At 49.8% G+C, this 25,251-nt stretch carries 26 protein-coding genes and 1 pseudogene; 24 read left to right on the plus strand and 3 right to left on the minus strand.

All coding sequences use genetic code 11. The features are described 5' to 3' along the window. Nucleotides 1-42: 42 nt before the first annotated feature. The 6 genes from INT19_RS07910 to INT19_RS07935 all read left to right on the plus strand — a co-directional run bounded on the left by INT19_RS07910 (nucleotide 43) and on the right by INT19_RS07935 (nucleotide 5,958). A complete protein-coding gene (locus tag INT19_RS07910) occupies nucleotides 43-1,284 on the plus strand; it encodes an NAD(P)/FAD-dependent oxidoreductase (RefSeq protein ID WP_193060371.1) in 1,242 nt (413 codons plus the stop codon). Nucleotides 1,285-1,416: 132 nt separating this feature from the next. After that, on the plus strand, nucleotides 1,417-1,626 hold the full coding sequence (locus INT19_RS07915) for a putative motility protein (RefSeq protein WP_193060372.1): 210 nt from the start codon (nucleotides 1,417-1,419) through the stop codon (nucleotides 1,624-1,626). Between the two features lie 276 nt (nucleotides 1,627-1,902). After that, on the plus strand, nucleotides 1,903-2,214 hold the full coding sequence (locus INT19_RS07920; protein ID WP_193060373.1) for a helix-turn-helix domain-containing protein: 312 nt from the start codon (nucleotides 1,903-1,905) through the stop codon (nucleotides 2,212-2,214). Beyond that, nucleotides 2,207-3,436, plus strand: a complete 1,230-nt coding sequence (locus INT19_RS07925) for a type II toxin-antitoxin system HipA family toxin (RefSeq protein WP_193060374.1) — start codon at nucleotides 2,207-2,209, stop codon at nucleotides 3,434-3,436. Before INT19_RS07920 ends, INT19_RS07925 begins: the two co-directional genes overlap by 8 nt. A gap of 119 nt (nucleotides 3,437-3,555) precedes the next feature. Beyond that, entirely contained in the window at nucleotides 3,556-5,145 is a 1,590-nt protein-coding gene (locus tag INT19_RS07930) for a peptide chain release factor 3 (protein ID WP_193060375.1), read from the plus strand. 21 nt (nucleotides 5,146-5,166) lie between these two features. Beyond that, nucleotides 5,167-5,958: a TatD family hydrolase gene (locus tag INT19_RS07935; RefSeq protein WP_193060376.1), complete on the plus strand. Its 792-nt coding sequence runs from the start codon at nucleotides 5,167-5,169 to the stop codon at nucleotides 5,956-5,958. Here the strand turns inward: INT19_RS07935 and ygfZ are convergent. Further along, nucleotides 5,955-6,923 carry a CAF17-like 4Fe-4S cluster assembly/insertion protein YgfZ gene (gene ygfZ, locus INT19_RS07940; protein WP_193060377.1) on the minus strand — a complete coding sequence of 323 codons (969 nt, stop codon included), beginning with the start codon at nucleotides 6,921-6,923 and terminating at the stop codon, nucleotides 5,955-5,957. The genes INT19_RS07935 and ygfZ overlap by 4 nt on opposite strands. Nucleotides 6,924-7,100: 177 nt before the next feature. On the opposite strand from ygfZ, the gene INT19_RS07945 reads away from it, so the two are divergent. The 7 genes from INT19_RS07945 (at nucleotide 7,101) to INT19_RS07975 (ending at nucleotide 14,758) form a co-directional block, all read left to right on the plus strand. Further along, on the plus strand, nucleotides 7,101-7,298 hold the full coding sequence (locus INT19_RS07945; protein ID WP_038484371.1) for a hypothetical protein: 198 nt from the start codon (nucleotides 7,101-7,103) through the stop codon (nucleotides 7,296-7,298). Next, nucleotides 7,298-7,705, plus strand: coding sequence for an OsmC family protein (locus INT19_RS07950; protein WP_193060378.1), 408 nt, complete (start codon nucleotides 7,298-7,300; stop codon nucleotides 7,703-7,705). The genes INT19_RS07945 and INT19_RS07950 overlap by 1 nt, the downstream gene beginning before the upstream one ends. A gap of 25 nt (nucleotides 7,706-7,730) precedes the next feature. Continuing rightward, nucleotides 7,731-9,755: an excinuclease ABC subunit UvrB gene (uvrB, locus tag INT19_RS07955; RefSeq protein WP_193060379.1), complete on the plus strand. Its 2,025-nt coding sequence runs from the start codon at nucleotides 7,731-7,733 to the stop codon at nucleotides 9,753-9,755. A 3-nt stretch (nucleotides 9,756-9,758) separates the two neighbouring features. Next, nucleotides 9,759-10,580: an endonuclease VIII gene (nei, locus tag INT19_RS07960; RefSeq protein WP_193060380.1), complete on the plus strand. Its 822-nt coding sequence runs from the start codon at nucleotides 9,759-9,761 to the stop codon at nucleotides 10,578-10,580. Nucleotides 10,581-10,756: 176 nt separating this feature from the next. Then, on the plus strand, nucleotides 10,757-12,262 hold the full coding sequence (locus INT19_RS07965) for a fumarate hydratase (protein WP_193060381.1): 1,506 nt from the start codon (nucleotides 10,757-10,759) through the stop codon (nucleotides 12,260-12,262). Nucleotides 12,263-12,369: 107 nt separating this feature from the next. Beyond that, a complete protein-coding gene (gene cls / locus INT19_RS07970) occupies nucleotides 12,370-13,788 on the plus strand; it encodes a cardiolipin synthase (RefSeq protein WP_193060382.1) in 1,419 nt (472 codons plus the stop codon). Nucleotides 13,789-13,840: 52 nt separating this feature from the next. Continuing rightward, the gene (locus tag INT19_RS07975; RefSeq protein WP_089038403.1) at nucleotides 13,841-14,758 is read left to right on the plus strand and encodes a LysR substrate-binding domain-containing protein; all 918 of its coding nucleotides are present in this window, start codon (nucleotides 13,841-13,843) and stop codon (nucleotides 14,756-14,758) included. A 32-nt stretch (nucleotides 14,759-14,790) separates the two neighbouring features. Here the strand turns inward: INT19_RS07975 and INT19_RS07980 are convergent, their stop codons facing one another. After that, nucleotides 14,791-15,885 (minus strand): bifunctional nicotinamide-nucleotide adenylyltransferase/Nudix hydroxylase, encoded by a 1,095-nt coding sequence (locus INT19_RS07980; RefSeq protein ID WP_193060383.1) that lies wholly within the window; start codon nucleotides 15,883-15,885, stop codon nucleotides 14,791-14,793. A 175-nt stretch (nucleotides 15,886-16,060) separates the two neighbouring features. Between INT19_RS07980 and INT19_RS07985 the strand changes: the two genes are divergently transcribed. Together INT19_RS07985 and INT19_RS07990 are read left to right on the plus strand one after the other, a co-directional pair. Further along, on the plus strand, nucleotides 16,061-16,960 hold the full coding sequence (locus INT19_RS07985; RefSeq protein WP_089038401.1) for a YihY/virulence factor BrkB family protein: 900 nt from the start codon (nucleotides 16,061-16,063) through the stop codon (nucleotides 16,958-16,960). A 118-nt stretch (nucleotides 16,961-17,078) separates the two neighbouring features. Then, nucleotides 17,079-17,354, plus strand: a complete 276-nt coding sequence (locus tag INT19_RS07990; protein ID WP_089038400.1) for an acylphosphatase — start codon at nucleotides 17,079-17,081, stop codon at nucleotides 17,352-17,354. Here INT19_RS07990 and INT19_RS07995 read toward each other — a convergent pair. Then, nucleotides 17,351-18,316 (minus strand): D-2-hydroxyacid dehydrogenase, encoded by a 966-nt coding sequence (locus tag INT19_RS07995; protein WP_193060384.1) that lies wholly within the window; start codon nucleotides 18,314-18,316, stop codon nucleotides 17,351-17,353. The genes INT19_RS07990 and INT19_RS07995 overlap by 4 nt on opposite strands. Nucleotides 18,317-18,517: 201 nt before the next feature. Between INT19_RS07995 and INT19_RS08000 the strand changes: the two genes are divergently transcribed. The 9 genes and pseudogenes from INT19_RS08000 to INT19_RS08040 form a co-directional block, all read left to right on the plus strand. Further along, nucleotides 18,518-18,799 (plus strand): FmdB family zinc ribbon protein, encoded by a 282-nt coding sequence (locus INT19_RS08000; RefSeq protein WP_038484338.1) that lies wholly within the window; start codon nucleotides 18,518-18,520, stop codon nucleotides 18,797-18,799. A gap of 66 nt (nucleotides 18,800-18,865) precedes the next feature. Then, nucleotides 18,866-20,647: an aspartate--tRNA ligase gene (gene aspS, locus INT19_RS08005; RefSeq protein ID WP_193060385.1), complete on the plus strand. Its 1,782-nt coding sequence runs from the start codon at nucleotides 18,866-18,868 to the stop codon at nucleotides 20,645-20,647. 117 nt (nucleotides 20,648-20,764) lie between these two features. Further along, the gene (ruvC, locus tag INT19_RS08010; RefSeq protein WP_193060386.1) at nucleotides 20,765-21,316 is read left to right on the plus strand and encodes a crossover junction endodeoxyribonuclease RuvC; all 552 of its coding nucleotides are present in this window, start codon (nucleotides 20,765-20,767) and stop codon (nucleotides 21,314-21,316) included. Nucleotides 21,317-21,386: 70 nt separating this feature from the next. After that, nucleotides 21,387-21,995 (plus strand): Holliday junction branch migration protein RuvA, encoded by a 609-nt coding sequence (gene ruvA, locus INT19_RS08015; protein WP_193060387.1) that lies wholly within the window; start codon nucleotides 21,387-21,389, stop codon nucleotides 21,993-21,995. Nucleotides 21,996-22,037: 42 nt separating this feature from the next. Further along, on the plus strand, nucleotides 22,038-23,075 hold the full coding sequence (gene ruvB, locus INT19_RS08020; protein ID WP_095602952.1) for a Holliday junction branch migration DNA helicase RuvB: 1,038 nt from the start codon (nucleotides 22,038-22,040) through the stop codon (nucleotides 23,073-23,075). Beyond that, the gene (gene ybgC, locus INT19_RS08025) at nucleotides 23,072-23,464 is read left to right on the plus strand and encodes a tol-pal system-associated acyl-CoA thioesterase (RefSeq protein ID WP_089038394.1); all 393 of its coding nucleotides are present in this window, start codon (nucleotides 23,072-23,074) and stop codon (nucleotides 23,462-23,464) included. The genes ruvB and ybgC overlap by 4 nt, the downstream gene beginning before the upstream one ends. A 151-nt stretch (nucleotides 23,465-23,615) precedes the next feature. Next, entirely contained in the window at nucleotides 23,616-24,311 is a 696-nt protein-coding gene (gene tolQ, locus INT19_RS08030) for a protein TolQ (RefSeq protein ID WP_038484320.1), read from the plus strand. 11 nt (nucleotides 24,312-24,322) lie between these two features. Then, nucleotides 24,323-24,760, plus strand: coding sequence for a protein TolR (gene tolR / locus INT19_RS08035; RefSeq protein ID WP_089038393.1), 438 nt, complete (start codon nucleotides 24,323-24,325; stop codon nucleotides 24,758-24,760). Continuing rightward, nucleotides 24,753-25,251: pseudogene (locus INT19_RS08040) on the plus strand (cell envelope integrity protein TolA); the annotation flags it as partial. The gene tolR and the pseudogene INT19_RS08040, both read left to right, overlap by 8 nt.

Below are 25,251 nucleotides of genomic sequence, written 5' to 3' on the forward strand. Positions count from 1 at the left end.
TTTGAACTGTAGGCAGTATTTTCTTTTACGGAGTGCAACGCAATGGCGCGTCAAACGGTGGTGTTAGGGGCAGGTATGGTCGGTGTCAGCATTGCATGGCACTTGCAGCAGCGTGGTCATCAAGTAACGCTGGTTGATCGCCGCCAACCTGGTCGTGAAACCTCTTTCGGCAATGCTGGCATTATCCAGCGCGAAGCGGTTCGTCCTTATGCTTTCCCGCGGGATATGAAAACCATCCTGAGCGTGCTGCCAAACAAGCGTGTTGATATTCGTTATCGGCCTGCTGGCATGATTAATGCTGCTTCGCCGCTGTTGAGCTACTGGCATAACTCTTCCAGCCGACACTATAAAAAAATAGTGCCTGAGTATGCGTCATTGATACAGCTCTGCTTGAAGACTCACGGCCCCATGATTGAAGCGGCAAAGGCTGATCATTTGGTTCGCCGGGAAGGCTGGTTGGAAATTTATCGCACGCCCGGAGAGCTAGCAAAACGCGTAAAAGAAGCGCAAGACGCCCGTGACAATTTTGGTGTTCAGTTTGACGTTTTGGACCGCGCTGCATTAGAGGCTAAAGAGCCAGACTTAGGTAGCGATATTATTGGTGCTATTCACTGGCTTGACCCCTGGACAGTTGCCGACCCAGGTGGGCTGGTTGCCGCTTATGCAGATGCTTTTGTCCAGCAGGGCGGGCGTATTTTGCAAACTGATATTAAGGGGTTGAAGCAACAAGGAGAGCGCTGGCAAGTCGATACGGCTGCTGAGTGCCTAGAAGCAGATGAGGTTGTCGTTGCACTAGGTCCATGGGCAGGTAGCTGGCTGAAAGGCTTAGGCTATCATTTCCCGACCTTTGTTAAGCGTGGCTATCACATGCACTACGCCACACAGCCTTCTAAAAAGCTTCATTACTGGTTAATGGATGCGGAAGTGGGTTACTTGCTTGCGCCTATGAATGCAGGCGTTCGGTTAACCACCGGGGCTGAGCTTGACCGGCTTGAGTCGCCAGCAGATGAGCAGCAGCTAGCTGCTGCAGAAAAAGTTGCGCGCACGATATTCCCCCTCGCTGAGCGTCGCGACGCCTCTGCTTGGAAAGGCGCGCGACCATGTTTGCCTGACATGAAGCCTGTTATAGGGCCGGCTCCCAAGCATCGTGGCCTGTGGTTAGCTTTTGGACATGGGCATCAGGGATTTACCCTAGGTCCTGCTACCGGGCAATTACTGGCGGATATGATAGAAGGTAAGCCGACTGAGATTGATATGGCGCCTTTCAGGGCTGACCGTTTCTAAATCAGTGGGTAGCTGTTGGCTTAGTACTGTTGGCTTAGTACTGCTGACTAAGTACTTAATGGGAGAGGTGCTTGGTAGTAAAGCATGATGTTTGCTATCTTGATGCAACATATCGCAATCGTGAGGTGGAAGATGGATGTTGCCGTAAGCAACGCAGTGAGCACCGCACTCTATATGAATCAAGCACAATCTGCTGAACAGGCACAGATGCAGCTTTTTAAGCAGTCTCTTGATATGCAAGCACAGCAAGTGTCGGAAGTACTTGCCTCTGCTAACATGGGCGCTCAGCCAAGCCTTGCCCAAGAGGGCAGCGTGGGGACTCAGGTCAATACTTACGCCTAGCCAAATAAACGTCAGTACGAAAAAAGCGCCGACATGTTCGGCGCTTTTTTTTTAAATTTCCCTTAACTACTTTCCCAGTGGATGCCGTAACTCTTCTTGAGATTGAGCTAAAAAGCATTCCTGGTCGGCAAACGCGATGTGCCGTTGTTTATCTGCTATAATATATCAATAGCATTGTTTTGATGCGTTATAGTAGATCAATTTTGTGTTATTTCGCGTTTTTGATATGTTTTTACATATATTTTATGGTTAATGATGTATTAAAGAAGATCAAGCATGAGTTACGCAACAGAGCAAATACTGGAGAGCCTTCGAGAGGCTCGTGCACGTAAGGGGTTAAGCCAGAGAGAGCTGAGCGCTCGATCGGGTGTGCCTCAAAGCCATATCTCGAAAATCGAGTCTGGAGGCGTTGACCTAAGGGTTTCCAGCTTGATTGCACTTGCGCGTGTACTCGACCTAGAGCTATTTGTCGCGCCTAAAAAATCTGTGCCAGCGATAAAGTCGATCATTCGAAGTAGCAAAGGTAATCAGGATGAGGGTGAAGAGGTGTCACCTGCATACCATTTAGATGGTGACAGCGATGATTAACAATGTGTCCACTCTAAACGTTTTGCTCTACGGCGAGCCTATCGCAACGATCACCAACGTCGGCAATGACAGAACGCTATTTGCCTTTACGGATGCTTACGCGAGTGATGCATCTCGGCCTGTGTTAGGGCTTGGCTTTAAAGATTCACTTGGTGGTTTGCTCACTAACTTCAAACCTACCCAAACCAAATTAACGCCTTTTTTCTCCAATCTACTGCCAGAAGAAACGATGCGTAACTACCTGGCAGAGCGTGCTGGCGTGAACCCAGCGCGGGAGTTTTTTCTATTGTGGGTGTTAGGGCAGGACTTAGCGGGAGCGATCACTGTTGAAACTGCCGATGGTGAAACGCTGCCGCCTAATGTGCATCAAGAAATAGAAGATGGAACCAAATGTGAAGCAGCGATGCGCTTCTCATTAGCGGGTGTGCAGTTGAAATTTTCAGCAGTACAACATGCTAATAGCGGTTTAACGATCCCAGCTACGGGTAGAGGTGGCTCATGGATTGTGAAATTGCCATCACCTCGCTTTGAAGGCGTACCGGAAAATGAATATTCGATGATGGAATTGGCACGAATGTTAGGAATGGATGTGCCGGAAATTCAGCTGCTACCCATTAACCAGATTGCCAACATTCCGGAAGGAATCGAAAAGTATGGCGGCTCGTTTAAAAATGCTCAGGCCTTTGTGATCAAGCGTTTTGACCGTGCTGATGGGCAAGCAGTACATATTGAAGATTTTGCGCAAGTCTTTGGCGTGTATCCTCAAGATAAATACAAAAAGGCTAGTATGCGTAATATCGCGCAGGTTATCGGCATAGAAGGTCAAGAGGAAGACATTGCTGAATTTACTCGCAGGTTGGTATTCAATACGTTAATTGGCAATGCAGATATGCATTTGAAAAATTGGTCTGTGATTTACAAAGACAAGCGCTCTGCATCAATTGCACCGGCATATGACTTTGTCTCGACCATTCCCTACATTGCTGATGATAGTGCCGCGTTAAAGGTTAGCCGCAGCAAAAAGTTCAGTGAGTTCAATCTGGATGAACTATCGCATTTAGCGGCCAAAGCCATGTTGCCAGAAAAGTTGGTGTTGGATACGGCCAAGCAAACCGTAGCTGGTTTCCATGAAGTATGGGCGAAAGAAAAAGCCCATTTGCCGCTCACCAAATCTATGATTGAAGCAATTGAGAAACACTTGCTAGGCATACCACTGCGCTGACTCAATGAACATAGCACCAAACCCCTCATAACGTTACAATCTGCCCCATTCTGAACATCTCAGCGTCGGTGACCTTTAGGTTAAGTGCATAGCTGAGTACAAATCTCTGTAGAGGTAAGATGAAAGATACACAGTTAGCTCGTGAGGCGGAACTTAGAAGGACGTTCGCTATCATTTCGCACCCCGACGCTGGTAAAACCACCATCACCGAAAAAATGCTGTTATTTGGGAATGCTATTCAGTTAGCGGGCTCTGTTAAGAGCAAGCGTAATGATCGCCATGCCACATCAGACTGGATGAAGATGGAGCAAGAGCGCGGGATCTCGGTCACGACGTCGGTGATGCAGTTCCCTTATGGTGGGCGTATCGTGAACTTGCTGGATACGCCGGGGCACGAAGACTTTTCTGAAGATACTTACCGTACATTAACCGCGGTGGATTCCGCGTTAATGGTGATTGATGGTGCGAAAGGTGTTGAGGATCGTACCATCAAGCTGATGGAAGTCTGCCGTTTGCGCACCACGCCTATTTTAACGTTCATCAACAAGATGGACCGCGATATCCGCGACCCCATCGAAGTCATGGACGAGGTAGAGACTGTACTGAATATCCAGTGTGCGCCGATGACATGGCCGATTGGCATGGGACGGCACTTTAAGGGCGTGTATCACCTCTATAACGATGTCATTCATCTGTATACCCAGGGGCAAGGCAGCCGTATTCCAGATGACAAGCGAATTGACGGTTTAGATAACCCGGAAGTTGACGCTGTACTTGGCGAAGAGCAGGCCGAAGAGTTGCGCATGGAAGTCGAGTTGGTGCGCGGTGCTTCCCATGAGTTTGATCTTGATGCCTATCGCCGTGGTGAGCTGTCGCCCGTGTACTTTGGTACCGCAATGGGTAACTTCGGCGTACGAGAGATGATGGATGGGTTTGTTGAGTACGCGCCTCCGCCCCAGCCACGCGAGACAGATATCCGTGAAGTAACCGCTCAAGATGATCGCTTTACGGGGTTTGTGTTTAAAATTCAGGCGAATATGGATCCGAACCATCGTGACCGTATTGCTTTTTTGCGTGTCTGTTCCGGTAAGTACGAAAAGAATATGAAGATGCGCCACGTGCGGATAGGCAAGGATGTGAAAATTGCCGACGCCCTAACGTTTATGGCGTCAGACCGTTCTCAGGTAGAGGAAGCCTGGCCAGGCGATATTATCGGCTTACACAACCACGGTACGATTCAGATTGGTGATACCTTCACAGTTGGTGAAGATATGCGCTTTACCGGCATTCCTCACTTTGCGCCAGAGTTGTTCAAGCGTGTTCGTTTAAAAGACCCGTTAAAAATGAAAGCGCTACAAAAAGGGCTCCAGCAGCTCTCAGAAGAGGGCGCTACGCAGGTCTTTATGCCGATGGATAACAACGACCTGATTCTTGGTGCTGTCGGTACGCTGCAGTTTGACGTTGTTGCCCACCGCTTAAAGGAAGAGTACAAAGTTGACTGTCTATATGAAGGGGTCAATGTACAAACCGCACGCTGGGTCTATTGCGAAGACGCCAAGATGCTGGAAGAGTTTAAGCGTAAAGCGAGCTCAAACCTTGCTATCGATGGTGGCGGCTACCTGGCGTATATCGCACCAACGCGGGTCAACCTGCAGATGACCCAAGAGCGCTGGCCGGATATTCGTTTCCAGCCCACTCGCGAGCACTGATCGTATGTTGACTGCCTTGCTATGTTGATTGATGCCCACTGCCACCTGGATTTCGAGGCATTTGACGATGATCGCGATGCGGTCATCGAAAATGCCAAGGCGGTGGGCGTCGAACACTTTGTTGTGCCATCAACGACGCGCTCCCTATGGCCAAATGTGTTGACGCTTGGCGCGTGTAAGGAGGTAAGTAGCTGTGTTGGTCTTCACCCTTACTTCATTGATCAACACGTTAACCACGATTTAGTCGCCTTGGAGCAGCTTTTAGCTGAGCAGAAAGTCGAAACCGAAAAACGCGTTGTGGCAATAGGTGAGTGTGGTATCGATGGCCGCTTTACGGAGTCATTAGATAAACAGTGGGCCTATTTCGATGCGCAGCTCGGTCTAGCAAAGCAGTTCGCTTTACCTGTTGTGGTGCACTGCGTAAAAGCCAATGATCAGGTAGGCAAACGCCTACGCCAGCTGGCGCTTCCCCGCGGTGGGCTTATCCATGCGTTCTCAGGTTCTTATGAGCAGGCCGCTAAGTTTCTCGATCTAGGCTATACCCTGGGATTGGGAGGGGCGATTACCTACGAGCGCGCGCAACGACTTCGTAGCGTGGTGTCACGCTTACCTGACGATGGCTTTGTGTTAGAAACTGACAGCCCCGATATGCCGCTTAGCGGCTATCAGGGGCAACGTAATGAGCCATGCAGGGTGGCAAAGGTAGCTGACGTGGTGGCAGCACTCCGGCATCAGCCATTTGAAACAATAGCGGCACTGAGCAGTGCAAATGCTATTCGCTTATTTCAGCTGCCATATTTCAATTCCTACTAGGCGGTTAGGCTGCTGGCCAGCTGTTCAGGATCCAGGCGCTCAACGGTATAGGGCAGGTCGCAGAGCGTGACCGGATGCCCTTGCCAATAAAGGGGGGAGAGCGCTTCAATCGCTTTAGTATTCGCAACGGCGAGCATCTCAATTTGCTGCTTGTCGCTAAATGCACTGCTAACGATTTCACCTACGGTTTTATCCTGCTCATCCACTAACGTGTCACCGATCTGGGGTAAGCTGTTAACACTGGCGGTAACGCGCACTAAGCGTTTTTTCACTTGGCCTCGGAAATGCGCCCGTGCGACGACTTCTTGTCCTGTATAGCAACCTTTCTTAAAGCTAATTCCCCCAAGTGCTTCCCAGTTCAGCATTTGTGGGAGGAAGTGATCTTGCTGTGGGGCTGTTAACCACGCCAAACCACTGCGGATATCTGCTAATTGCCACGTGTTAAGCGCATCTTCATCATCATTTATTGCAATGGCGTTCTGTTCAGCAGAATTTTCTATACTGATTAACCAACGCCCGCCACCTGGCTGGCATAGGGCTGTTGCTTGGGCATTGCTGTGATGGGTATAAGGTTGATCAGGAAGCGCTAAACCAAACGCTTGAGCAACCTCGTTGGCACTTTCGCTGGCGCCTACGATAAGCATCGATGACTGAGCCTGCAATTCGACGCGATAAAAAGCGGCAAATTTGGCTAAATGACTGGCGAGCATATCGATCAATGAGGTGCTCAACAGTAGCCTATAATGGTCGTTGCTGATTTTTAGTAATTGAGCATTGGCCAGCATTCTTCCCTTTGGTGTGCAAAAGCAGGTAAGAGGCGCAAAAAAACCATTGGCTAAACTAACTTGTGCGCTTGTTTGCCCTTGCAGGAATTTCTCAGCATCTGCACCTTTGACATCTAAGGCGGCGAGGTGAGGCAAACGGACGCAGCCATTTATCTTGAGTAACGAAGAGACAGTCGCCATATAGACTCCATAAGGGAAGATAGGGTAAACGTAACGTAATCGCATTTGTATCAAAGGTGCGGGCACTGCGGGTAGATTGCAAGGGCTCTGGCGCGTGCTAGACTTCTTGGGCTGTATCAGTTTTGCATAGTTTTCAATAGCGTACTCACTTCAATTCAGCGTAGAAAAGGGCAAGGAATGGCATATCAATCATTAACGTTCCAAGGTGTCACAACAGTCGATCAGGTGAATAAGATTACCACGGCGCTGATGATGCTGGATGGCGTCGATAGTGCTGAGGTAGGGCGCCACGGAGCAGAAGTAGAAGGGCGAGCTAAGCGTGAAGCGCTTATAAAAGCGGTCGAGAAGTTAAACCTCGGTATAAAGGTTTCCTGATGCATAAGCCAATCACGATTATTAGTGAGCGTAACCATACATTTCGTCAGCGTATTGAAGTCGATGGTTTGGAAGACCTCTATGGTGACGTACCGCCGGTAGTCGGAGGAGACGGTAGTGCACCAGACCCGCATGATTACTTTGATATTGCCCTAGGTACCTGCAAAGCGATTACCGTGCAAATGTATGCCAGGCGCAAAGAGTGGCCGCTGGAAGGCATCACCGTTAAAGTGCAGCGCGATGATAGTGAGGAAAGAAAAGGTGTCTATAAGTTAGCCGTGACGATGGCTTTCCACGGTATTGATGATCCTGAACAGCGGGCAAAGCTAGAAGACATTAGCCATCGCTGCCCGATACAGCGGTTGATGACCCAGGCGACGGTAGAAATTTCCACGTTTACCGAGTAGTACACTTCCTTTTTAAGGAGTAATGATGAGCAAGGAATTCCGGCTGCAGTCCAAATTTAAGCCTGCTGGTGATCAGCCCGCCGCGATACGCAGTCTGATTAGTGGGCTTGAGTCGGGGCTTGCCCATCAGACCTTGTTAGGGGTGACTGGCTCGGGTAAAACGTTCACGATGGCAAATGTTGTGCAGCAGCAGCAGCGCCCAACGATTGTAATGGCGCCCAATAAGACGCTCGCTGCCCAGCTATATGGTGAGTTCAAATCGTTTTTTCCGGATAACGCTGTCGAATATTTTGTCTCTTACTACGATTATTATCAGCCGGAAGCCTATGTCCCTTCTTCAGATACCTTTATTGAGAAAGATGCCTCGATAAATGACCATATCGAGCAAATGCGCTTATCTGCTACGAAAGCGCTGCTCGAGCGCCGCGATGCGCTTATCGTTGTCTCGGTATCGGCAATCTATGGTCTCGGTGATCCGGATCAGTATCTTAAGATGCGATTGCACTTCACCCGTGGTGAGCTAATTGATCAGCGTGCTTTTTTACGCCGCTTGGCCGAGTTGCAATATACCCGCAACGATATGGATTTTCGTCGAGGCACCTACCGGGTGCGGGGCGATGTGATCGATATTTTCCCCGCAGACTCTGACGAAGAAGCGGTGCGGGTGGAGTTGTTTGACAACGAAGTTGATTCTATTCGCCTATTTGATCCATTAACTGGCGAGGTGCGTACCCATGTGCCTCGCATGACCATCTATCCTAAATCTCACTATGTTACTCCGCGAGAAACTATTTTAGGTGCTATTGATGCGATCAAGGCAGAGCTTAAGGAGCGTCTTGAGTGGATGCGTAAGCACGAGCGTTTAGTTGAAGCGCAGCGCTTAGAACAACGAACCCTTTACGATATTGAAATGATGCTAGAGCTTGGCTACTGCAACGGCATTGAGAACTACTCGCGCTACCTTTCAGGCCGCGCACCTGGCGAGCCACCCCCGACGTTCTTCGACTATCTGCCGGATGACGCGTTACTGTTTATTGATGAGTCTCATGTGAGCGTACCCCAGGTTGGCGGTATGTATAAGGGCGACCGTTCTAGAAAAGAGACCCTGGTTGAGTATGGCTTTCGGCTACCCTCAGCGCTAGATAACCGCCCAATGAAATTTGAAGAGTGGGAATCTATTTCGCCACAGACCATCTTTGTGTCGGCAACGCCAGGCAAGTATGAAGCAGAACATGCCAGTCAAATTGTCGAACAGGTGGTGCGCCCAACGGGGTTGTTAGACCCAGAAATAGAAGTTCGCCCCGCCAGTACTCAGGTTGATGACCTGCTCTCAGAAATTGGCTTACGTACCGCCGTTGGTGAGCGTGTTCTGGTGACGACGTTGACTAAACGCATGGCGGAAGATTTGACCGAATACTTTGATGAGCACGGTATCCGCGTGCGCTATTTACATTCGGATATTGATACCGTTGAGCGGGTAGAAATTATTCGCGACCTGCGTCTTGGTAAGTTCGATGTTTTAGTGGGTATCAACTTACTTCGAGAAGGCTTAGATATTCCTGAAGTGTCGCTTGTTGCCATCTTGGATGCGGATAAAGAGGGCTTTTTACGTGCTGAGCGCTCACTGATTCAAACCATTGGCCGTGCAGCCCGTAACGCCCATGGTAAAGCTATTTTGTATGGTGACAAAATCACCGACTCAATGCGCAAAGCCATCGATGAAACCGGACGTCGCCGCGCCAAGCAGACCGCTCACAACGAAGAGCATGGCATCACGCCAACCACCGTGACGCGCTCCGTGGCGGATATTCTTGAAGCCGCCCAGGCACCAGGCAAGAAGAGCAGCCGTCGCCGTGGCAATGAGCGCAAAGTGGCAGAGAGTGCTGCTGAGTATGATGTGACCACGATGAGCAAACACGATCTGCTGGCGGCTATTAGCAAGCTAGAGGACGCCATGTTTGAAGCCGCGCAGAACCTGGAGTTTGAAGAGGCGGCGAGGCTTCGTGATCAGCTTCATAAAATGCAAGAAAAACAGCTGGCGCTGGGGTAATCGATGCCTGAAGGCCCTGAAATCCGCCGTGCAGCAGACAGAATTGAGCAGCAGATAGGTGGCAAACATCTTGATGATGCGTGGTTTGCATTTCCCGAACTCGCCGTGCAAGCGGATTCATTGATTGGTCAACGGGTTCAGGCAGTTGATACGTGGGGCAAGGCCATGCTCGTCCGTTTTGCAGACCATCGTGTGCTGTATTCCCACAATCAGCTTTATGGCGTATGGAAGCTACATAGCGAGAATAGGCCGCCAAGCACGAAAAGGTCATTACGAGTTCGGCTGGTTGCTGAGGGCAGGGTGGCTAGTCTTTATAGCGCGTCTGATATTTCGCTCTGGCATGAGAGTGAGTTGAGCCATCACCCTTTCTTGTCTCGCTTGGGGCCTGATTTATTAAGTCAAAACGTATCACCTGATGATGTGAAACAACGCCTGACTGATCCAGCGTTTATGCGCAGAAGCCTGGGTGCATTGTTACTTGATCAAGGGTTTGTCGCTGGGTTAGGAAATTACTTGCGCTCTGAAATTCTTTTTTTATCTAACGTTCACCCTAAGAAGCGCCCATGTGACTTAACTGAAAATCAGTTAGACCTGCTCGCCACTATGGTTGTGGAAACGACGCGTCAGGCGTATTTGGAGGCGGGTGTTACTAATCGTGAGGCATGGATTAAACAAGCCATTGCCTCCGGTGAGCCACGCCGACAATGGCGCTTTAGTGTGTTTGAACGGGCTGGCCTTTCCTGCCACCGCTGCGGCTCAGTAATCGAACGCATAATGGTTGGCTCTCGCCGTTTATATTTATGCCCAACGTGCCAATCTCCATAATTTATACCGTTATCTTGTATGCGCTGATGAAAATCAGACCAATGCCCTAGTTATCAGATGTAGGTTAGCCGTGGTTGTGGCTGCCGCATATAAGACCAATACGGTATACTACCGGTACATCTAGACGGCCATTAAAAAGGCCGCAGCCAAGACGATAACCGAGGAGCTGTTTGTCCATGACCGTGATTCGCCAGGACGACGTCATTCAGAGCGTTGCCGATGCTCTACAGTACATCTCTTACTACCATCCTAAAGATTTCATTGATGCAATGTCAGCCGCTTACGAGCGTGAAGAGAACCCCGCGGCGAAAGACGCGATTGCACAAATCTTAATTAACTCAAGAATGTGTGCTACGGGACATCGTCCAATTTGCCAGGATACGGGCATTGTGACGGTGTTCGTTCACGTGGGTATGAACGTCACCTGGGACGCCGAGCTAAGCCTCGATGACATGATTAACGAAGGTGTGCGCCGCGCGTATCAGTTGCCTGATAACGTGCTGCGTGCTTCTGTTCTTGCTGATCCCGACGGTAAGCGAGCCAATACCAAAGACAATACCCCCGCGATTATTCACCATTCGCTTGTGCCTGGCGATAAGGTCGATATCCACGTCGCCGCGAAGGGCGGTGGTAGCGAAGCTAAATCTAAGTTTGCGATGCTAAACCCATCCGATAGTGTTGTGGACTGGGTGATGGAGCAGTTACCTAAAATGGGTGCAGGCTGGTGTCCACCGGGTATGTTGGGAATTGGTATCGGTGGTACCGCTGAAAAGGCGATGATGATTGCCAAAGAAGCGCTACTCGACCCTATCGATATTCAAGAGCTGCAGGCCCGTGGGCCTAGCAACCGCGCTGAAGAGTTGCGTCTGGAACTGTTCGATAAAGTGAATAAGAGCGGTATTGGTGCTCAAGGCTTAGGTGGGTTAACCACGGTGCTGGATATTAAAGTTAAAGACTATCCAACCCATGCGGCCAATAAGCCTGTGGCAATCATTCCCAACTGTGCAGCCACGCGTCACGCGCATTTCACGCTTGATGGCAGTGGCCCCGTGGCGCTTCCTGCTCCTAAGCTTGAAGACTGGCCAGAAATCACCCGCGAAGCAGGCGATAACGTCAAGCGCGTTAACCTGGATAGCGTCACTCCCGAAGAAGTCAAAACGTGGCAGCCGGGTGATACGCTGCTGTTAAACGGTAAGCTATTAACCGGCCGTGACGCGGCGCATAAGCGCATGGTGGACATGATTGCCAAAGGCGAGCCATTACCAGTTGATATGAAAGGCCGCTTTATTTACTACGTGGGTCCTGTTGATCCGGTAGGTGACGAAGTCGTTGGCCCCGCGGGTCCGACCACCGCGACTCGAATGGACAAATTCACCCGCACCATGCTTGAAGAGACCGGCTTGCTTGGCATGGTTGGTAAAGCGGAACGTGGTCAGGTCGCCATTGATGCTATTCGCGATAACCAGGCGGTTTATTTGATGGCTGTTGGCGGCTCTGCCTACCTTGTTGCCCAGGCAATTAAGAAGTCACGGGTTGTTGGTTTTGAAGATCTAGGAATGGAAGCCATCTACGAATTTGAAGTTGAAGATATGCCGGTCACGGTCGCTGTCGATAGCCTAGGAACATCTGTCCACCAGACAGGACCGGCCAAATGGAAGGAGATCATCGCTCAAAAGGCGTAGCATACTGATGGCAGTCAGTGACAATAAGCCCCGTCTCTCGCGGGGCTTTTGTGCATTAGCAGTGCAATAATCTGATCAACAGCTCACTTGATAGCGAGGAACAGGCAATGACCTCATGGTTGCTAGGGACCAGCATTATGTTGATACACCTATTGGGTATCGTGTCAGCAGTTATGGCGCTTATGTCGAGCAGAACATCCCAGGGGGCTATTGCTTGGATTATTTCACTATTAACGTTTCCATATGTTGCGCTGCCTGCGTATTGGTTTTTCGGACGCCCGCGTTTCTATGGCTATGTAACAGCAAGAGGGGAACGAGATAACGTATTACGTCGAGTGTTGGTACGTTATCGCCATAACATTAAGCCGCACCTTTCATCGCCGACTAGCACTGATATTCAGGCAGTGGAGCAGCTGGCAATGATGCCGTTGACTAAAGGTAATAGTGCCGACTTGTTGATCGATGGTGAAGCCACTTTCACAAGCCTTTTTGAGGGTATTGATCAGGCAAAAGACTATCTTCTGCTGCAGTTTTTCATTGTACGTAACGATACTTTAGGCAAGCGATTGCAGCATCATTTGATTAAAGCTGCACAGCGGGGTGTGCGTGTTTATTTTCTATACGATGAAGTGGGTAGCCGGAAACTAAACGATGGCTTTTTAAATGAGATGATCAAAGAAGGCATCGAAGTAAAAGCATTTCGTTCTTCTCGTGGCTTCAAACATCGCTTTCAGCTTAATTTTCGCAACCATCGTAAAATAGCCGTCGTAGATGGTAAGCAGGGCTGGGTAGGTGGTTTTAATGTTGGTGTAGAATACCTTGGGCAAAATCCACGGCATGGCCCCTGGCGTGATACCCATTTAGCGCTTGGTGGCCCGTGTGTGCTGGGTTTACAGGAAGCTTTTTGGGAAGATTGGCACTGGGCAACAGGGGAAGTCATTACCTTAAACTGGCATGCCGAGAGTCATCCGCAAGATGATCATCATGTGGTTATCGTGCCCTCCGGCCCGGCCGATAAACAGGACACGGCTAGCCTTTTAATCCAACAGTTAATTCATAGTGCTAATGAAAGGCTCTGGGTAACCAGCCCGTACTTCGTGCCAGATCAAGGAGTACAGGATGCGCTTAGGTTAGCAGCAATGCGGGGCGTAGATGTACGGGTTATGATTCCCGAGCGCCCCGATCATTTATTGGTGTTTCTATCTGCATTTTCATTTCTGCCTGATATGTTAAGAGCAGGTGTAAAAATATACCGTTATCTTCCTGGTTTTTTACACCAAAAGGTCATGCTTATTGACAGCAACGCAGCAACTGTCGGCACAATAAACCTGGATAATCGATCTTTTAGGCTCAACTTTGAAATAACGGCTTTCATACCCAGTGCCGCATTTGCTAGTAAAGTACATGCCATGTTAGAGCAAGATTTTGCTCAGTGCCGACGCGTTACAATTGACGAAATTAGCCAGCGCCCAATGTGGAAGAAAGTAGTTTCTCGTGCGGCATATTTAACTGCACCTATTCAGTAATCAATAATAACCCTGCACGCCGCTAACAACGATTAGGCAAAAGGAGTTTTGGGTGAATTTAGAAACAAAATGGCTCGAGGATTTCGTTGCATTAGCCAATACACGAAGTTTTTCGGCATCTGCAAGGCAGCGCCATGTTACTCAGCCTGCATTCAGTCGCCGTATTCGTGCGCTAGAGCAAGCGGTAGGGGTCATCTTAGTAGATCGTTCGACAACACCGATTGGCCTGACCTCAGAGGGCCAATTGTTTTTGATCACCGCACGCAACCTAGTGGAGCAATTGAACGAGTCATTAAGCCATCTCCGGGGAGTTTCTATTGCGAATGAAGCGCTTGATATCGTCGCGGCACACTCGCTGGCATTAAGCTTTTTCCCACCTTGGATTTCTCGTTTACAAAAAGGCTTGGGTGAACTGCCTACACGATTGGTCGCCATGAACGTTGGGGAGGCTATCCATGTTCTGCGCGAAGGTAACTGTGATCTGATGCTGGCATATTATGACCCCTTTGCCACTATGCAGCTGGACGCAGAAGTCTTTCCTTCTTTCTCGATCGGCCAAGTAAAAATGTTGCCGGTTTCACTCCCAGATGAAGACGGCAAGCCGCTTTTCTCGATTCAAAATGACAGCTCAATTCCCTATTTAGCCTATACGCAGGGTGCTTTTCTGGGGCGAAGTGTACGCATGCTGCTTAAAAACGACCCATTACGACTGAAGCTGCGCACGGTTTATGAAACGGCCATGGCGGAAGGATTAAAAGGCATGGTGCTTCAAGGAGTGGGGGTTGCTTGGATTCCTGATTTTTGCATTCGTGAAGAGCTCAAAACCGGCAAATTAGTAAGAGCTGGCGATGAAAATTGGGATATCCCTCTAGAAATTAGACTTTACCGTTGTTCATTAGTCCATAAACCCGGCGTTGAGCGTCTCTGGCGTCAAATGATGAAATTGCCACGCGATTTTCTGCAGGCTTAGCCTGCAGAGCGACTAGAAAAAAGCCTTAGATTTTAAAATGTGCCTAAATCTGCCGGTAATCCAAGAAAATTTTGAATAATAAAGAAGTGATCTTCAAACAAGCTTTCAGGTTCTAGGTCAGCAAGGGCGACCCAGCGAGCATGATCGCCGCCCTTGACTGGCTTTAAACGGGGCAACTGCTGCTCAGGTCTAAGAGCAAAATAGAAGGCTTCTGCTAACGTTCGTCCACGCCAACTGCGATGAGGTTCATCAAACAAGCGCTGTCCACGTAGCGAGCCCTTTAAAACGGGTTCGGGCACTTTAAGCCTTAAACGTTCACGGAGCTCCCTTAAGCAAGCATCTAGTAAGCGCTCATGAGGGTTGATGAAGCCTCCGGGTAATGCCAGAAGTCCTTTACCCGGTGCAGCCATTCGCTTTACCAACAAAATATGGCCTGATTGGACGACAACTGCATTAACAGTCACAAAAATGGGCGGATAGGGGGCTTGTGCCCAAGCTTGTTTGTATTGATCGAGTAGCTGCTGCTCTTCCAGTAGGCCGTGGTAGGCAGTACCTTTGCAAAACTTGTCAACGCTTTTGACGACTTCTGGTGGTAAGTCGTGGTAGGCGCCTGTGCTCAAATAGTCATCGGTAGAACCCGGTGAGCGAAACAACCGCTCACGTATTTGACTCGCTGAAATACCTTCAACGAGTGGCACACTGATGGACTCCCATTGGGGGAAAAGCGATAAATAGTAGCTTGATTGTCCTCTGCTCGCGCCAATCAAACCAATACGGGGTAAGCGAGCGTTGGCAGGGGACGTCAAATCACGCACTTTGCGTTGCACATCACGTACCCACACATCATCGTTATAAAGCGCATCAAGTAGTGGCGTGATTTCCAGGCGTTGATTGTCTTGATCATCAAACCCAGAACGAATCATTGCCTGTCGCTCATCGAACGTCCACGGGTTGCGTAAAGAGCGTGCCTGCCAAGCAGAGCCCACTAATACAATGACTTGGCGTGCCTGTTTTAACGCCTCTCGGATAATGGCAAGGTGGCCAAGGTGGGGAGGCTGAAAACGACCAATAAACACCAAGCAATCAAAGTCGTAAGCCGTAGTAGAGTTAACAGCATCCGAATTCATAACGCTTCCTTGGTCGTGGGTGAGAAAGTAGCAGAGAAAAGAGAGCCATTATGAAGTGGGCAGTTAAGGTGCGCAATGCGCCTCCGCCTGCGCTCAACGTTTTAGTTCGGTATGATTGTTAGATGTATCTTGCGCTAGTGCTTGATAGGGACACTCTTTTGTTAAGGGAATGAATATGCTGAAAAAAACGATCACTTTTTGGTGGAACGTGGTTCAAGATGCGACGGCGTTATGGCTTGAACGAAATGCCTTCAGCTATGCCGGATCATTAGCGTTCTACACACTCTTCTCCTTGGCGCCTACCGTGATTATCGCGGTAACAGTGATTGGCGTGGTGCTGGGTGAAGATGCCGCTCAAGGTCAAATAGTTGCTCAGCTTCAGGACACGTTAGGCGCTGATGCAGCACTTGCGATTGAGCAGGCTGTTGCTCAGTCACGTATCGAAGAGTCAGGTATCTTACCAACAGTGCTTGGCTTTGTAGCCTTGTTAGTGGGTGCCACAACCGTGTTTGCGCAAATGCAATTTTCGCTCAATACCATTTGGGGCGTCACTGCAAAACCCACCTCCAACAGTGCTCTTATCTTTATAAAAAATCGTTTGCTTTCCTTAACCGTCGTGTTGTCTATTGGCTTCATTCTACTCGTATCGTTAGTGCTGGGGGTTGTCTTGCGAGGGATGCTCCACGGAGCCGGTAATTTATTACCCTATGCCAGTTTATTAACGACATCGCTTGAGTCATTAATCTCACTGGCGATGGTGGCATTGTTATTCGCTACTATTTTCAAAGTGTTGCCGGATGTTGTTCTCCGTTGGCAAGATGTGCTGATTGGCGCGATAGTAACTGCTGTGTTGTTTACAATTGGGCGCAGCGTTATTGCTATTTATTTAGCATATACCGCCACAGCGTCGACCTATGGTGCAGCGGGGTCTGTTGTGATGATTTTGTTATGGGTATATTACAGTTCATTAATCCTACTATTTGGCGCCGCTTTTACTCGCTCCTTGCTACTTCGGCGTGGGCGGCCATTGGTGCCACGTAATAGTGCAGTGCTGGTGAAGCGAGAGTTAGTGTAAGACAAGAATTGGTTTAAAAAAGGTGGGTAGAAAGAGCGAATATCAACAGATTTCAGCCTGTCGATTTATCAGGCTGAAGTCTATAAACGCTATTGTATAAACACTGAGAGGACAGTTTATGCCTACTTGTTGTGTACGTGCCTATGTAACAGGAAAAGTGCAGGGAGTATGGTTTCGGCGTTCAACACAGGAACAAGCGCTTCAGCGAGGGCTAACGGGCTACGCCAAAAACTTACCTGATGGGCGGGTAGAGGTGTTGCTATGTGGCAATTCCACTGCCGTATCTACGCTAACTGAATGGTTATGGCAGGGGCCCGAAGGAGCGCAGGTAACCCATGTCACTATTGAAGTGCTGGATGGCCACCGCGCTCCCGATCATTTTGCGACCTATTAATCAGTGCTTAATACGTTCGCCTCAGTTTGCCATTGCTTAATATTATCAGCAGTGAGCGCCACAATGTTCTGGCGAGCCTCAGGCGTGATCCAGGCATTGTGAGGGGTCACTATCAAATTAAGTGCCTCGCCTTCTGCTAATGCTGTTAATAAAGGGTGTCCGTCTTTCGGCGGCTCAGTGGGCAGCACATCAACTGCTAACCCTCCAATCTTGCCAGCACGAAGCGCCTCAAGTGCCGCTTCTTCATCGATGATGCCGCCCCGGGCACAGTTGACTAATAGCAGTGATGACTTTGCGTTTGCCAAGCGTGTGCGATTAATAAGGTGCTTGGTTGTTTCGTTAAGCGGGCAATGCAAGCTAATAATATCTGCCGTCGGTAATAAATCGTCGAGAGAGGGCCGTTTATCGTTTGATTCATTGCCAGGGCGAGCAGCAAATGTAACCTTCATTCCAAATGCTTCAGCTAAACGTGCCACTTCTGAGCCAAGCTCACCTTGCCCCACCATCACCAGATGCTTATTGGAAAGCTGCAGCGTCGAGTGAGCTTGTAAGCAAAAGAAATCGCTGCGCTGCCATTCGCCTTGTGCGATGTCAGCTTGATAGCGAGGCAAACGGTTTGCTAATGCCAGCATAAGCAGTAATGTATGCTGAGAAACGCTTGCTGTTCCGTAGGCGGAGACGTTCTTTACAAGAATGTTTTGGGCTTTAGCTGTGTCGAGATCAATATTGTTAAGCCCTGTCGCCAGCACACATATAAGCTTGAGTTTAGGTAAGGCTGATAGTGTTTCTGCGTTCAGTACAACCTTGTTGACGATCGCTATGTCCGCATCCGACAAGCGCTCACTTGCCTGTTCGGCAGTGCTTTGCTGGTACACCTCTAAATGACTAACAAGGTCTCGAATTGCTGTTAGATCGATATCCGCGCCTAAGCTCTCGGCATCCAGCATTACCGCATTGGGCATTTTTCTTTTCTCCATTATCTGCCGAAAGGCACTTGGCCTTGCTCAGCAGGGGGCACAAAAGGGTATAATGTGTCGCTCTATCAACCGCAGTCTTGGAATTTATCCCAGCAGGCCACATATTCTTTGCCTGGCAAGCGTTGTTTTGCCACTAGTTTATACAAACTTAGCCTGTCGGAGTTGAGCTTTTCAGGAGTTATCAACATGCCCATCTATGAGTACGAGTGCAAGGCCTGCGGTCATCGCATGGAAAAATTGCAGAAAATCAGTGCGGATCCGCTGAAGGATTGCCCCGCGTGCCAGCGAGCCAGTCTTGAGCGTTTGGTCTCGGCGGCTGGTTTCCGCCTTGCTGGCGGCGGTTGGTATGAAACCGATTTTAAAACAGGAAGTAAGAAAAACTTGGCAGCAGAAGGCCAATCTACTTCTAGCACTGGTGCCACAAGCGATACCAGTAGCGCATCAACGAAAAAGGGCGCCGCGGCTTAGCCGCGGTTGTCAGGGTCACAACGGCCCACGACAATCTCATTGCCACGTAACAGAACAGGATTAGACATGCGCAGCCATTATTGCGGCCAGCTTAACGAAACTTTGGTGGAACAAACGGTCACTGTCTGCGGTTGGGTACATCGCCGCCGTGATCATGGTGGGGTCATCTTTCTGGATATGCGCGATCGCGATGGCATCGCTCAGTTCGTTGTCGACCCAGATACCGCCGAGGCATTTGCTAATGCTGACCGTGCTCGCAGTGAGTACGTGCTTCGTATTATTGGCCGTGTCCGGCTGCGCCCTGAAGGAACGCAAAATCCTAACATGCCAACGGGCATGATTGAGGTATTAGCTAAAGAGGTGGAGGTGCTCAACACAGCTGCCACACCACCTTTTCAGTTGGATGAGCACAACAAAGTAGGCGAGGAAGTTCGCTTAAAGCATCGCTATATCGACCTTCGACGCCCGGATATGATTGAGAAGCTGCGCTTGCGTTCGCGTATTTCTCACAACGTCCGCGCTTACTTGGAAAACCAAGGCTTCCTGGATATCGAGACGCCGGTATTGACTCGCGCAACACCTGAAGGTGCCCGCGACTACCTCGTTCCTAGCCGGACACATGCAGGCAGCTTCTTTGCACTACCGCAGTCGCCACAGTTGTTTAAGCAGCTGTTAATGGTGGCCGGTTTCGATCGCTACTACCAGATTGCTAAATGCTTCCGTGATGAAGATCTGCGGGCTGATCGCCAGCCTGAATTCACGCAAATCGATATCGAAGCCTCTTTTGTGGAAGAAGACGATATCATGGGCATTACCGAAGCCATGATTCGTCAACTCTTCCAGGAAGTGCTGAGCGTTGAGCTGCCTGAGTTCCCACGCATGACCTGGCAGGAAGCAATGGATCGCTTTGGCTCTGATAAGCCTGATCTGCGCATTCCGTTAGAATTGACCGATGTTGATGACCTGATGCAGCAGGTTGATTTCAAGGTCTTCTCGGGCCCTGCAAGTGCGGAAGACGGCCGCGTAGCAGCATTGAAAGTGCCAGGTGGCGCCAAATTGTCTCGTAAAGAAATCGACGAATATACTAAGTTCGTTGGTATTTACGGTGCCAAAGGGCTTGCGTGGATTAAGGTCAATGAGCGTGCCAAAGGGCTTGAAGGTCTTCAATCACCCATTGTTAAGTTCATGGAAAATGTGGTTGAAGAGCTGCTTGATCGCGTAGGCGCTGAAGATGGCGATATCATTTTCTTTGGTGCGGATAAAACGCGCATCGTCAATGAAGCCATTGGTGCATTACGCGTCAAGTTAGGTGCCGACCTTGAGCTTTACACCCAGGCGTGGGCACCGTTATGGGTTGTCGATTTCCCGATGTTTGAAGCGGACGACAACGGTCGCCTCAGCCCGTTACATCACCCGTTTACTGCACCTTCTTGCTCGCCAGAAGCGCTTAAAGCTGACCCAGCAAAAGCCTTGTCGCGTGCCTACGACATGGTGCTTAACGGAACCGAGCTTGGTGGTGGTTCCATTCGTATTCACGATCAAACCATGCAAAGCACTGTGTTTGAAATTTTGGGCATTGGCCAAGAGGAAGCGCAAGAGAAGTTTGGCTTCCTGCTGGATGCGTTGCAATACGGCGCGCCTCCCCATGGCGGCCTAGCGTTCGGTTTAGATCGTTTAGTGATGCTGATGGCTGGAGCTAAGACAATTCGTGAAGTGATTGCCTTCCCGAAAACCCAAAGCGCCGGCTGTTTACTGACTGATGCACCAGGTGAAGTCAGCGCGGATCAGTTGAAAGACTTGAACATCCGTCTGCGCCAAAAAGCGAAAGCAGAGACCGCCAGCGAATAATCGCTCAGCTCTGCTTTGTAGCTCAGCAACGAGAAGTTCGCCAACTAGTAGTTCAGCACCGACGTTTAGGCGTCGGTGTTTTTGTTTGAACCGCTCGCTACCAATAGGACAGCTGCCATGGATGAAAAACAGCCCGCTCCCGCGATTAGGATTTTGGGTATCGACCCTGGTTCGCGTATCACGGGCTATGGGGTCATCGATTTAATAGGTGTTAAGCCTCATTATGTCGCCAGTGGCTGCATTAGAACGACCGATGGCCCTTTAGAGCAGCGTTTGGCGCAAATTTATGCAGGTTTAAGCGAAGTAGTGGGGCTGCATCGGCCCGATGCCGTCGCCGTTGAGCGAGTCTTTATGGCTAAAAATCCCGATTCAGCACTGAAGCTTGGCCAAGCACGGGGCACGGCTCTCGTCTGCATCGCGAATCACGGTCTGAACATTGCAGAATACGCAGCAAGGCAGATCAAACAAGCCGTTACGGGCCAGGGAGGCGCGGAGAAAAGCCAGGTGCAGCATATGGTCACCGCTATTCTGCAGCTCTCTTCAACGCCACAGGCGGACGCCGCGGATGCGCTAGCTATCGCGCTTACCCATGCGTATGCAGGACATGGCTTACTTGCCACACCCGCTAAGGGCAGTCGTCGGCGCAGCACAGGGCGGTGGCGGCTTTAGTTGCTTACTGGTCATTTGTACAGAGTGTCTTTATAGTAAATGACTGCTTTTTATTATTGCGAGCATACCTATGATCGGTCGTATTAATGGCTTTTTGTTAGAAAAGCACCCCCCTTGGATTGTGGTTGATGTGCATGGTGTCGGTTACGAGCTTGAAGCCTCTATGAACACCCTAGTGGCACTTCCAGCCGTAGGAGAGAGCGTATCCATGTATACGCATCTTACAATTCGTGATGATGCCCATTTGCTTTACGGCTTTGGCCGTGAACAAGAGCGTGCACTGTTTCGCGCCCTAATCAAAGTCAACGGCGTAGGGCCAAAGCTTGCACTAGCCATCCTTTCCGGAATGGATGAAGCCGCCTTTATGCGCTGCGTCCGTGACGACGATAGTAAAGCACTGACGAAGCTTCCGGGCGTTGGTAAAAAAACTGCCGAGCGGTTAATTATTGAAATGCGTGACCGTTTCCCTGAATGGGAGAACGCGGCGGATGCGCCCCTCGCGTTAGAAGCGGCGAATGGAGAGCCTGCTCCCCGTGACTCGTTAGCAGATGCGGAAGCTGCCTTGGTGAGCTTGGGCTATAAGCTTACTGAAGCCTCAAAAATGCTGGCTGACATTAATCCCAAGCAGTCAACAGAGACGATTATTAAAGCCGCGCTGACAAAACGCATGACTGGGTAACAACGTGGGTTATTTCATGGAACGACTGATAGTGCGCACTTTATGTTAGAACATGACCGATTAATCGCGGCTGAGCCCGAACAAGGGGAAGGGCGTATTGATCATGCTATTCGTCCCAAACATTTAAAGGATTATATTGGGCAACCGCGAGTACGCGAGCAGCTTGAAATTTTCATGGGAGCCGCAAAGCTACGTCAGGAAAGCCTAGATCATACCTTGGTATTTGGGCCCCCTGGGCTTGGTAAAACAACGCTTGCGAATATTATTGCTACCGAGATGGGGGTAGGGCTGAAGTCAACTTCTGGCCCAGTGCTTGAGCGTGCAGGTGATTTAGCCGCCATGCTGACGAACCTTGAGCCAGGTGACGTGCTGTTTATTGATGAAATTCACCGGCTGTCCCCCGTGGTAGAAGAGGTGCTTTATCCGGCAATGGAAGATTTCCAGCTGGATATTATGATCGGTGAAGGGCCCGCTGCCCGCTCAATCAAACTAGATTTGCCTCGCTTTACCTTGGTAGGTGCGACAACGCGCGCAGGCTTACTAACCTCTCCATTACGTGATCGCTTTGGCATTGTGCAACGCTTGGAGTTTTACAACCTTGAAGAGCTGACTGAGATTGTCACTCGCTCAGCCCGCTTGCTAGGTGTTGAAACGAGCCATGAAGGTGCTGTGGAGGTTGCCAAGCGCTCCAGAGGCACCCCGCGTATTGCCAATAGGCTGCTGCGTCGCGTACGTGACTATGCAGAAATAAAGGGCAATGGCATTGTTGATGTTACTCTCGCCGATGCGGCACTCAACATGCTAAATGTCGATCACCATGGGCTGGATCATATGGACCGGCGGCTCTTGTTGGCAATGATCGATAAATTTGATGGCGGACCTGTTGGGATTGACTCAATCTCAGCCGCTATTAGTGAAGAACGCGGTACCATTGAAGATGTCATTGAACCTTATTTAATTCAGCAAGGATTAATGATGCGCACGCCAAGGGGGCGCGTAGTGACGCGACAAGCGTGGCTACACTTCAACAAAACGCCTCACGAACATGCTATTGATCCAGAAGGAGAGCGGCGCCCATGAATAATGGGTTCACGATGCCGGTGCGCGTCTATATGGAAGATACTGACGCCGGTGGAATTGTCTACTACGTTAACTACTTGAAGTTTATGGAGCGCGCCCGCAGCGAATGGTTACGTACGCTAGGCCTTAATCAGCAAACTTTGCTAGACGATGGCACCCAGCTAGTGGTATATCGCTTGGCCTGTCACTACAGCAAGCCGGCACGCTTGGATGACTCACTTATTGTCAGTACAAATATTGAGAATGTTGGTCGATGCCGGATGACTTTTTTGCAGCAAGTGCAGCGAGATGAGGAACTCTTATGCGCTGCTACAGTCGAGATAGCCTGCTTATGCGCGCATAAGATGCGGCCAAAAGCATGGCCAAAAACATTGCAGGTGCTGGGTTGATTCGTTTAAGGCGAACACCGAGAACACGCATAAATCTGTGATATGTGTAAACCTATGGAGTAGATAGCACGATGTAGCGTGCGTACTTCATGGCCTTTATATACCACCACTGTTCGGAAATTCCGACATTAATAGCTTGATGAGGGTAACTGTGAACGATAACACCATGTCCATCCCCCACTTGATAATGAGTGCCAGCACGGTTGTTCAGCTGGTGATGTTACTGCTGGTGGTGGGGTCAATCCTCTCATGGGTGGTTATTTTCCAACGCAGCATTGCCCTACGCAGGGCAAAACAGGAATACAACCAATTTGAAGAATCTTTTTGGTCGGGTGTCGATTTAAACGAGTTATACCGAGAAATTCCTGCTGACGACCCACGCTATGGAGCAGAGCATATTTTCCAGGCGGGCTTTCGCGAATTTAATCGTTTAATGCCAAAAACACGCAACCCCGACACAATCTTAGAAGGTGTGCAGCGGAGTATGCGAGTCGCCTGGTCTCGGGAAGAAGACCGCCTAACGCAGCATCTTGTATTTCTCGCAACGGTAGCATCCGCGAGCCCTTACATTGGCTTGTTCGGAACGGTTTGGGGGATTATGGGTTCATTTCAATCCCTTTCTATGACCCAGCAAGCTACATTGGCAACCGTTGCGCCTTGGATTGCTGAAGCGTTAATTGCAACGGCTATGGGCCTGTTTGCAGCTATTCCCGCGGTAATTTTCTATAACCGTCTATCGAATGATGCCGCTCGTTTGTTGGGCAAATATGAAGACTTTGCCGAGGAATTTCACGCTATCTTGCACCGTAATTTGCAAGGTCGTGAAAGTAAGTCCAGCGCTAGCTAAGGGAGTACGCTATGCAAGGCCCGTTTAATCGCAGCGGCAATAAAAAGCCGATGGCTGAAATCAACGTAGTCCCCTTTATTGACGTCATGCTGGTCTTGCTGGTGATCTTTATGATCACCGCACCAATGCTCACTCAAGGGGTGCAAGTCGATCTACCTCAAGTCACATCAGAGCCTATCGAAAGCCAAGACGATAGCGATCCGATTATTATCTCTGTCGATCAGGATGGAGGCTATTTCATCACGCTTGGCGAAGACTCAACGGCTGTTTCTCTTGAGCAAATGGCAGAGCGAGTAACAGCGATATTACAGCGACGACCTGAAACACCTGTCATGGTTCGCGGCGATCGCAACGTTGCGTACGGACAAATAGTCGTATTGATGAGCACGCTGCAACGCTCGGGTGTCGCTAATGTAGGTCTGTTATCTGAGCCGCCACAAGATGGTTAAACGTAGCGCGCAAATGGCAATCAAACCACCCCGTGACCCACAGGATGTTGGCTATACTTGGCCTACTGTCCTGGCGGTTGCGGTGCATCTATTAGTTGTGCTTTTTAGTTTGGTTAGTCTGCCAAGTTCTACGGCAGAGCCAGACTCGTCCTCTATTGTGCAAGCGACCTTCGTCAGTACTGAAACATTCACTGACCAAGCACAGCAAACAACGGATCAACAAGCAGCTCTCAATAGTTCAACCGACCCCGATGAGGCTGAGCCAGCACCAGAGCCTGATGCAAGTGAGCAAGAAGCATTGCAGCAGCAGGCAGACGAGGCCGCTGCGAGAGAAGAAGCTCAAGCTCAAGCACGAGCAGAAGAGCAAGCTCGCGAGCTGCAAGAAGCTCAAGCTCAGGCCGAAGCCGAGGCACAGCGACGAGAAGAAGAAGCGCAACGTCTAGCCGAACAGCAAGAAGTAGCAGCTCAAGCCAGAGAAGAGGCTCAGCGGG

This window comes from Halomonas sp. 3A7M (assembly GCF_014897875.1).
Classification (GTDB): Bacteria; Pseudomonadota; Gammaproteobacteria; order Pseudomonadales; family Halomonadaceae; genus Vreelandella.

Coding starts and splice junctions, on each gene's coding strand:
- ruvC (WP_193060386.1), top strand. CDS start 20,765: ATGGATGAAAAACAGCCCGCTCCCGCGATTAGGATTTTGGGTATCGAC.
- INT19_RS07920 (WP_193060373.1), top strand. CDS start 1,903: ATGAGTTACGCAACAGAGCAAATACTGGAGAGCCTTCGAGAGGCTCGT.
- INT19_RS07990 (WP_089038400.1), top strand. CDS start 17,079: ATGCCTACTTGTTGTGTACGTGCCTATGTAACAGGAAAAGTGCAGGGA.
- INT19_RS07945 (WP_038484371.1), top strand. CDS start 7,101: ATGGCATATCAATCATTAACGTTCCAAGGTGTCACAACAGTCGATCAG.
- ygfZ (WP_193060377.1), bottom strand. CDS start 6,923: ATGGCGACTGTCTCTTCGTTACTCAAGATAAATGGCTGCGTCCGTTTG.
- INT19_RS07950 (WP_193060378.1), top strand. CDS start 7,298: ATGCATAAGCCAATCACGATTATTAGTGAGCGTAACCATACATTTCGT.
- INT19_RS07910 (WP_193060371.1), top strand. CDS start 43: ATGGCGCGTCAAACGGTGGTGTTAGGGGCAGGTATGGTCGGTGTCAGC.
- INT19_RS07985 (WP_089038401.1), top strand. CDS start 16,061: ATGCTGAAAAAAACGATCACTTTTTGGTGGAACGTGGTTCAAGATGCG.
- ruvA (WP_193060387.1), top strand. CDS start 21,387: ATGATCGGTCGTATTAATGGCTTTTTGTTAGAAAAGCACCCCCCTTGG.
- nei (WP_193060380.1), top strand. CDS start 9,759: ATGCCTGAAGGCCCTGAAATCCGCCGTGCAGCAGACAGAATTGAGCAG.
- INT19_RS07935 (WP_193060376.1), top strand. CDS start 5,167: ATGTTGATTGATGCCCACTGCCACCTGGATTTCGAGGCATTTGACGAT.
- ybgC (WP_089038394.1), top strand. CDS start 23,072: ATGAATAATGGGTTCACGATGCCGGTGCGCGTCTATATGGAAGATACT.
- aspS (WP_193060385.1), top strand. CDS start 18,866: ATGCGCAGCCATTATTGCGGCCAGCTTAACGAAACTTTGGTGGAACAA.
- INT19_RS07965 (WP_193060381.1), top strand. CDS start 10,757: ATGACCGTGATTCGCCAGGACGACGTCATTCAGAGCGTTGCCGATGCT.
- INT19_RS08000 (WP_038484338.1), top strand. CDS start 18,518: ATGCCCATCTATGAGTACGAGTGCAAGGCCTGCGGTCATCGCATGGAA.
- uvrB (WP_193060379.1), top strand. CDS start 7,731: ATGAGCAAGGAATTCCGGCTGCAGTCCAAATTTAAGCCTGCTGGTGAT.
- INT19_RS07915 (WP_193060372.1), top strand. CDS start 1,417: ATGGATGTTGCCGTAAGCAACGCAGTGAGCACCGCACTCTATATGAAT.
- INT19_RS07995 (WP_193060384.1), bottom strand. CDS start 18,316: ATGCCCAATGCGGTAATGCTGGATGCCGAGAGCTTAGGCGCGGATATC.
- INT19_RS07925 (WP_193060374.1), top strand. CDS start 2,207: ATGATTAACAATGTGTCCACTCTAAACGTTTTGCTCTACGGCGAGCCT.
- INT19_RS07930 (WP_193060375.1), top strand. CDS start 3,556: ATGAAAGATACACAGTTAGCTCGTGAGGCGGAACTTAGAAGGACGTTC.
- cls (WP_193060382.1), top strand. CDS start 12,370: ATGACCTCATGGTTGCTAGGGACCAGCATTATGTTGATACACCTATTG.
- INT19_RS07980 (WP_193060383.1), bottom strand. CDS start 15,885: ATGAATTCGGATGCTGTTAACTCTACTACGGCTTACGACTTTGATTGC.
- tolR (WP_089038393.1), top strand. CDS start 24,323: ATGCAAGGCCCGTTTAATCGCAGCGGCAATAAAAAGCCGATGGCTGAA.
- ruvB (WP_095602952.1), top strand. CDS start 22,038: ATGTTAGAACATGACCGATTAATCGCGGCTGAGCCCGAACAAGGGGAA.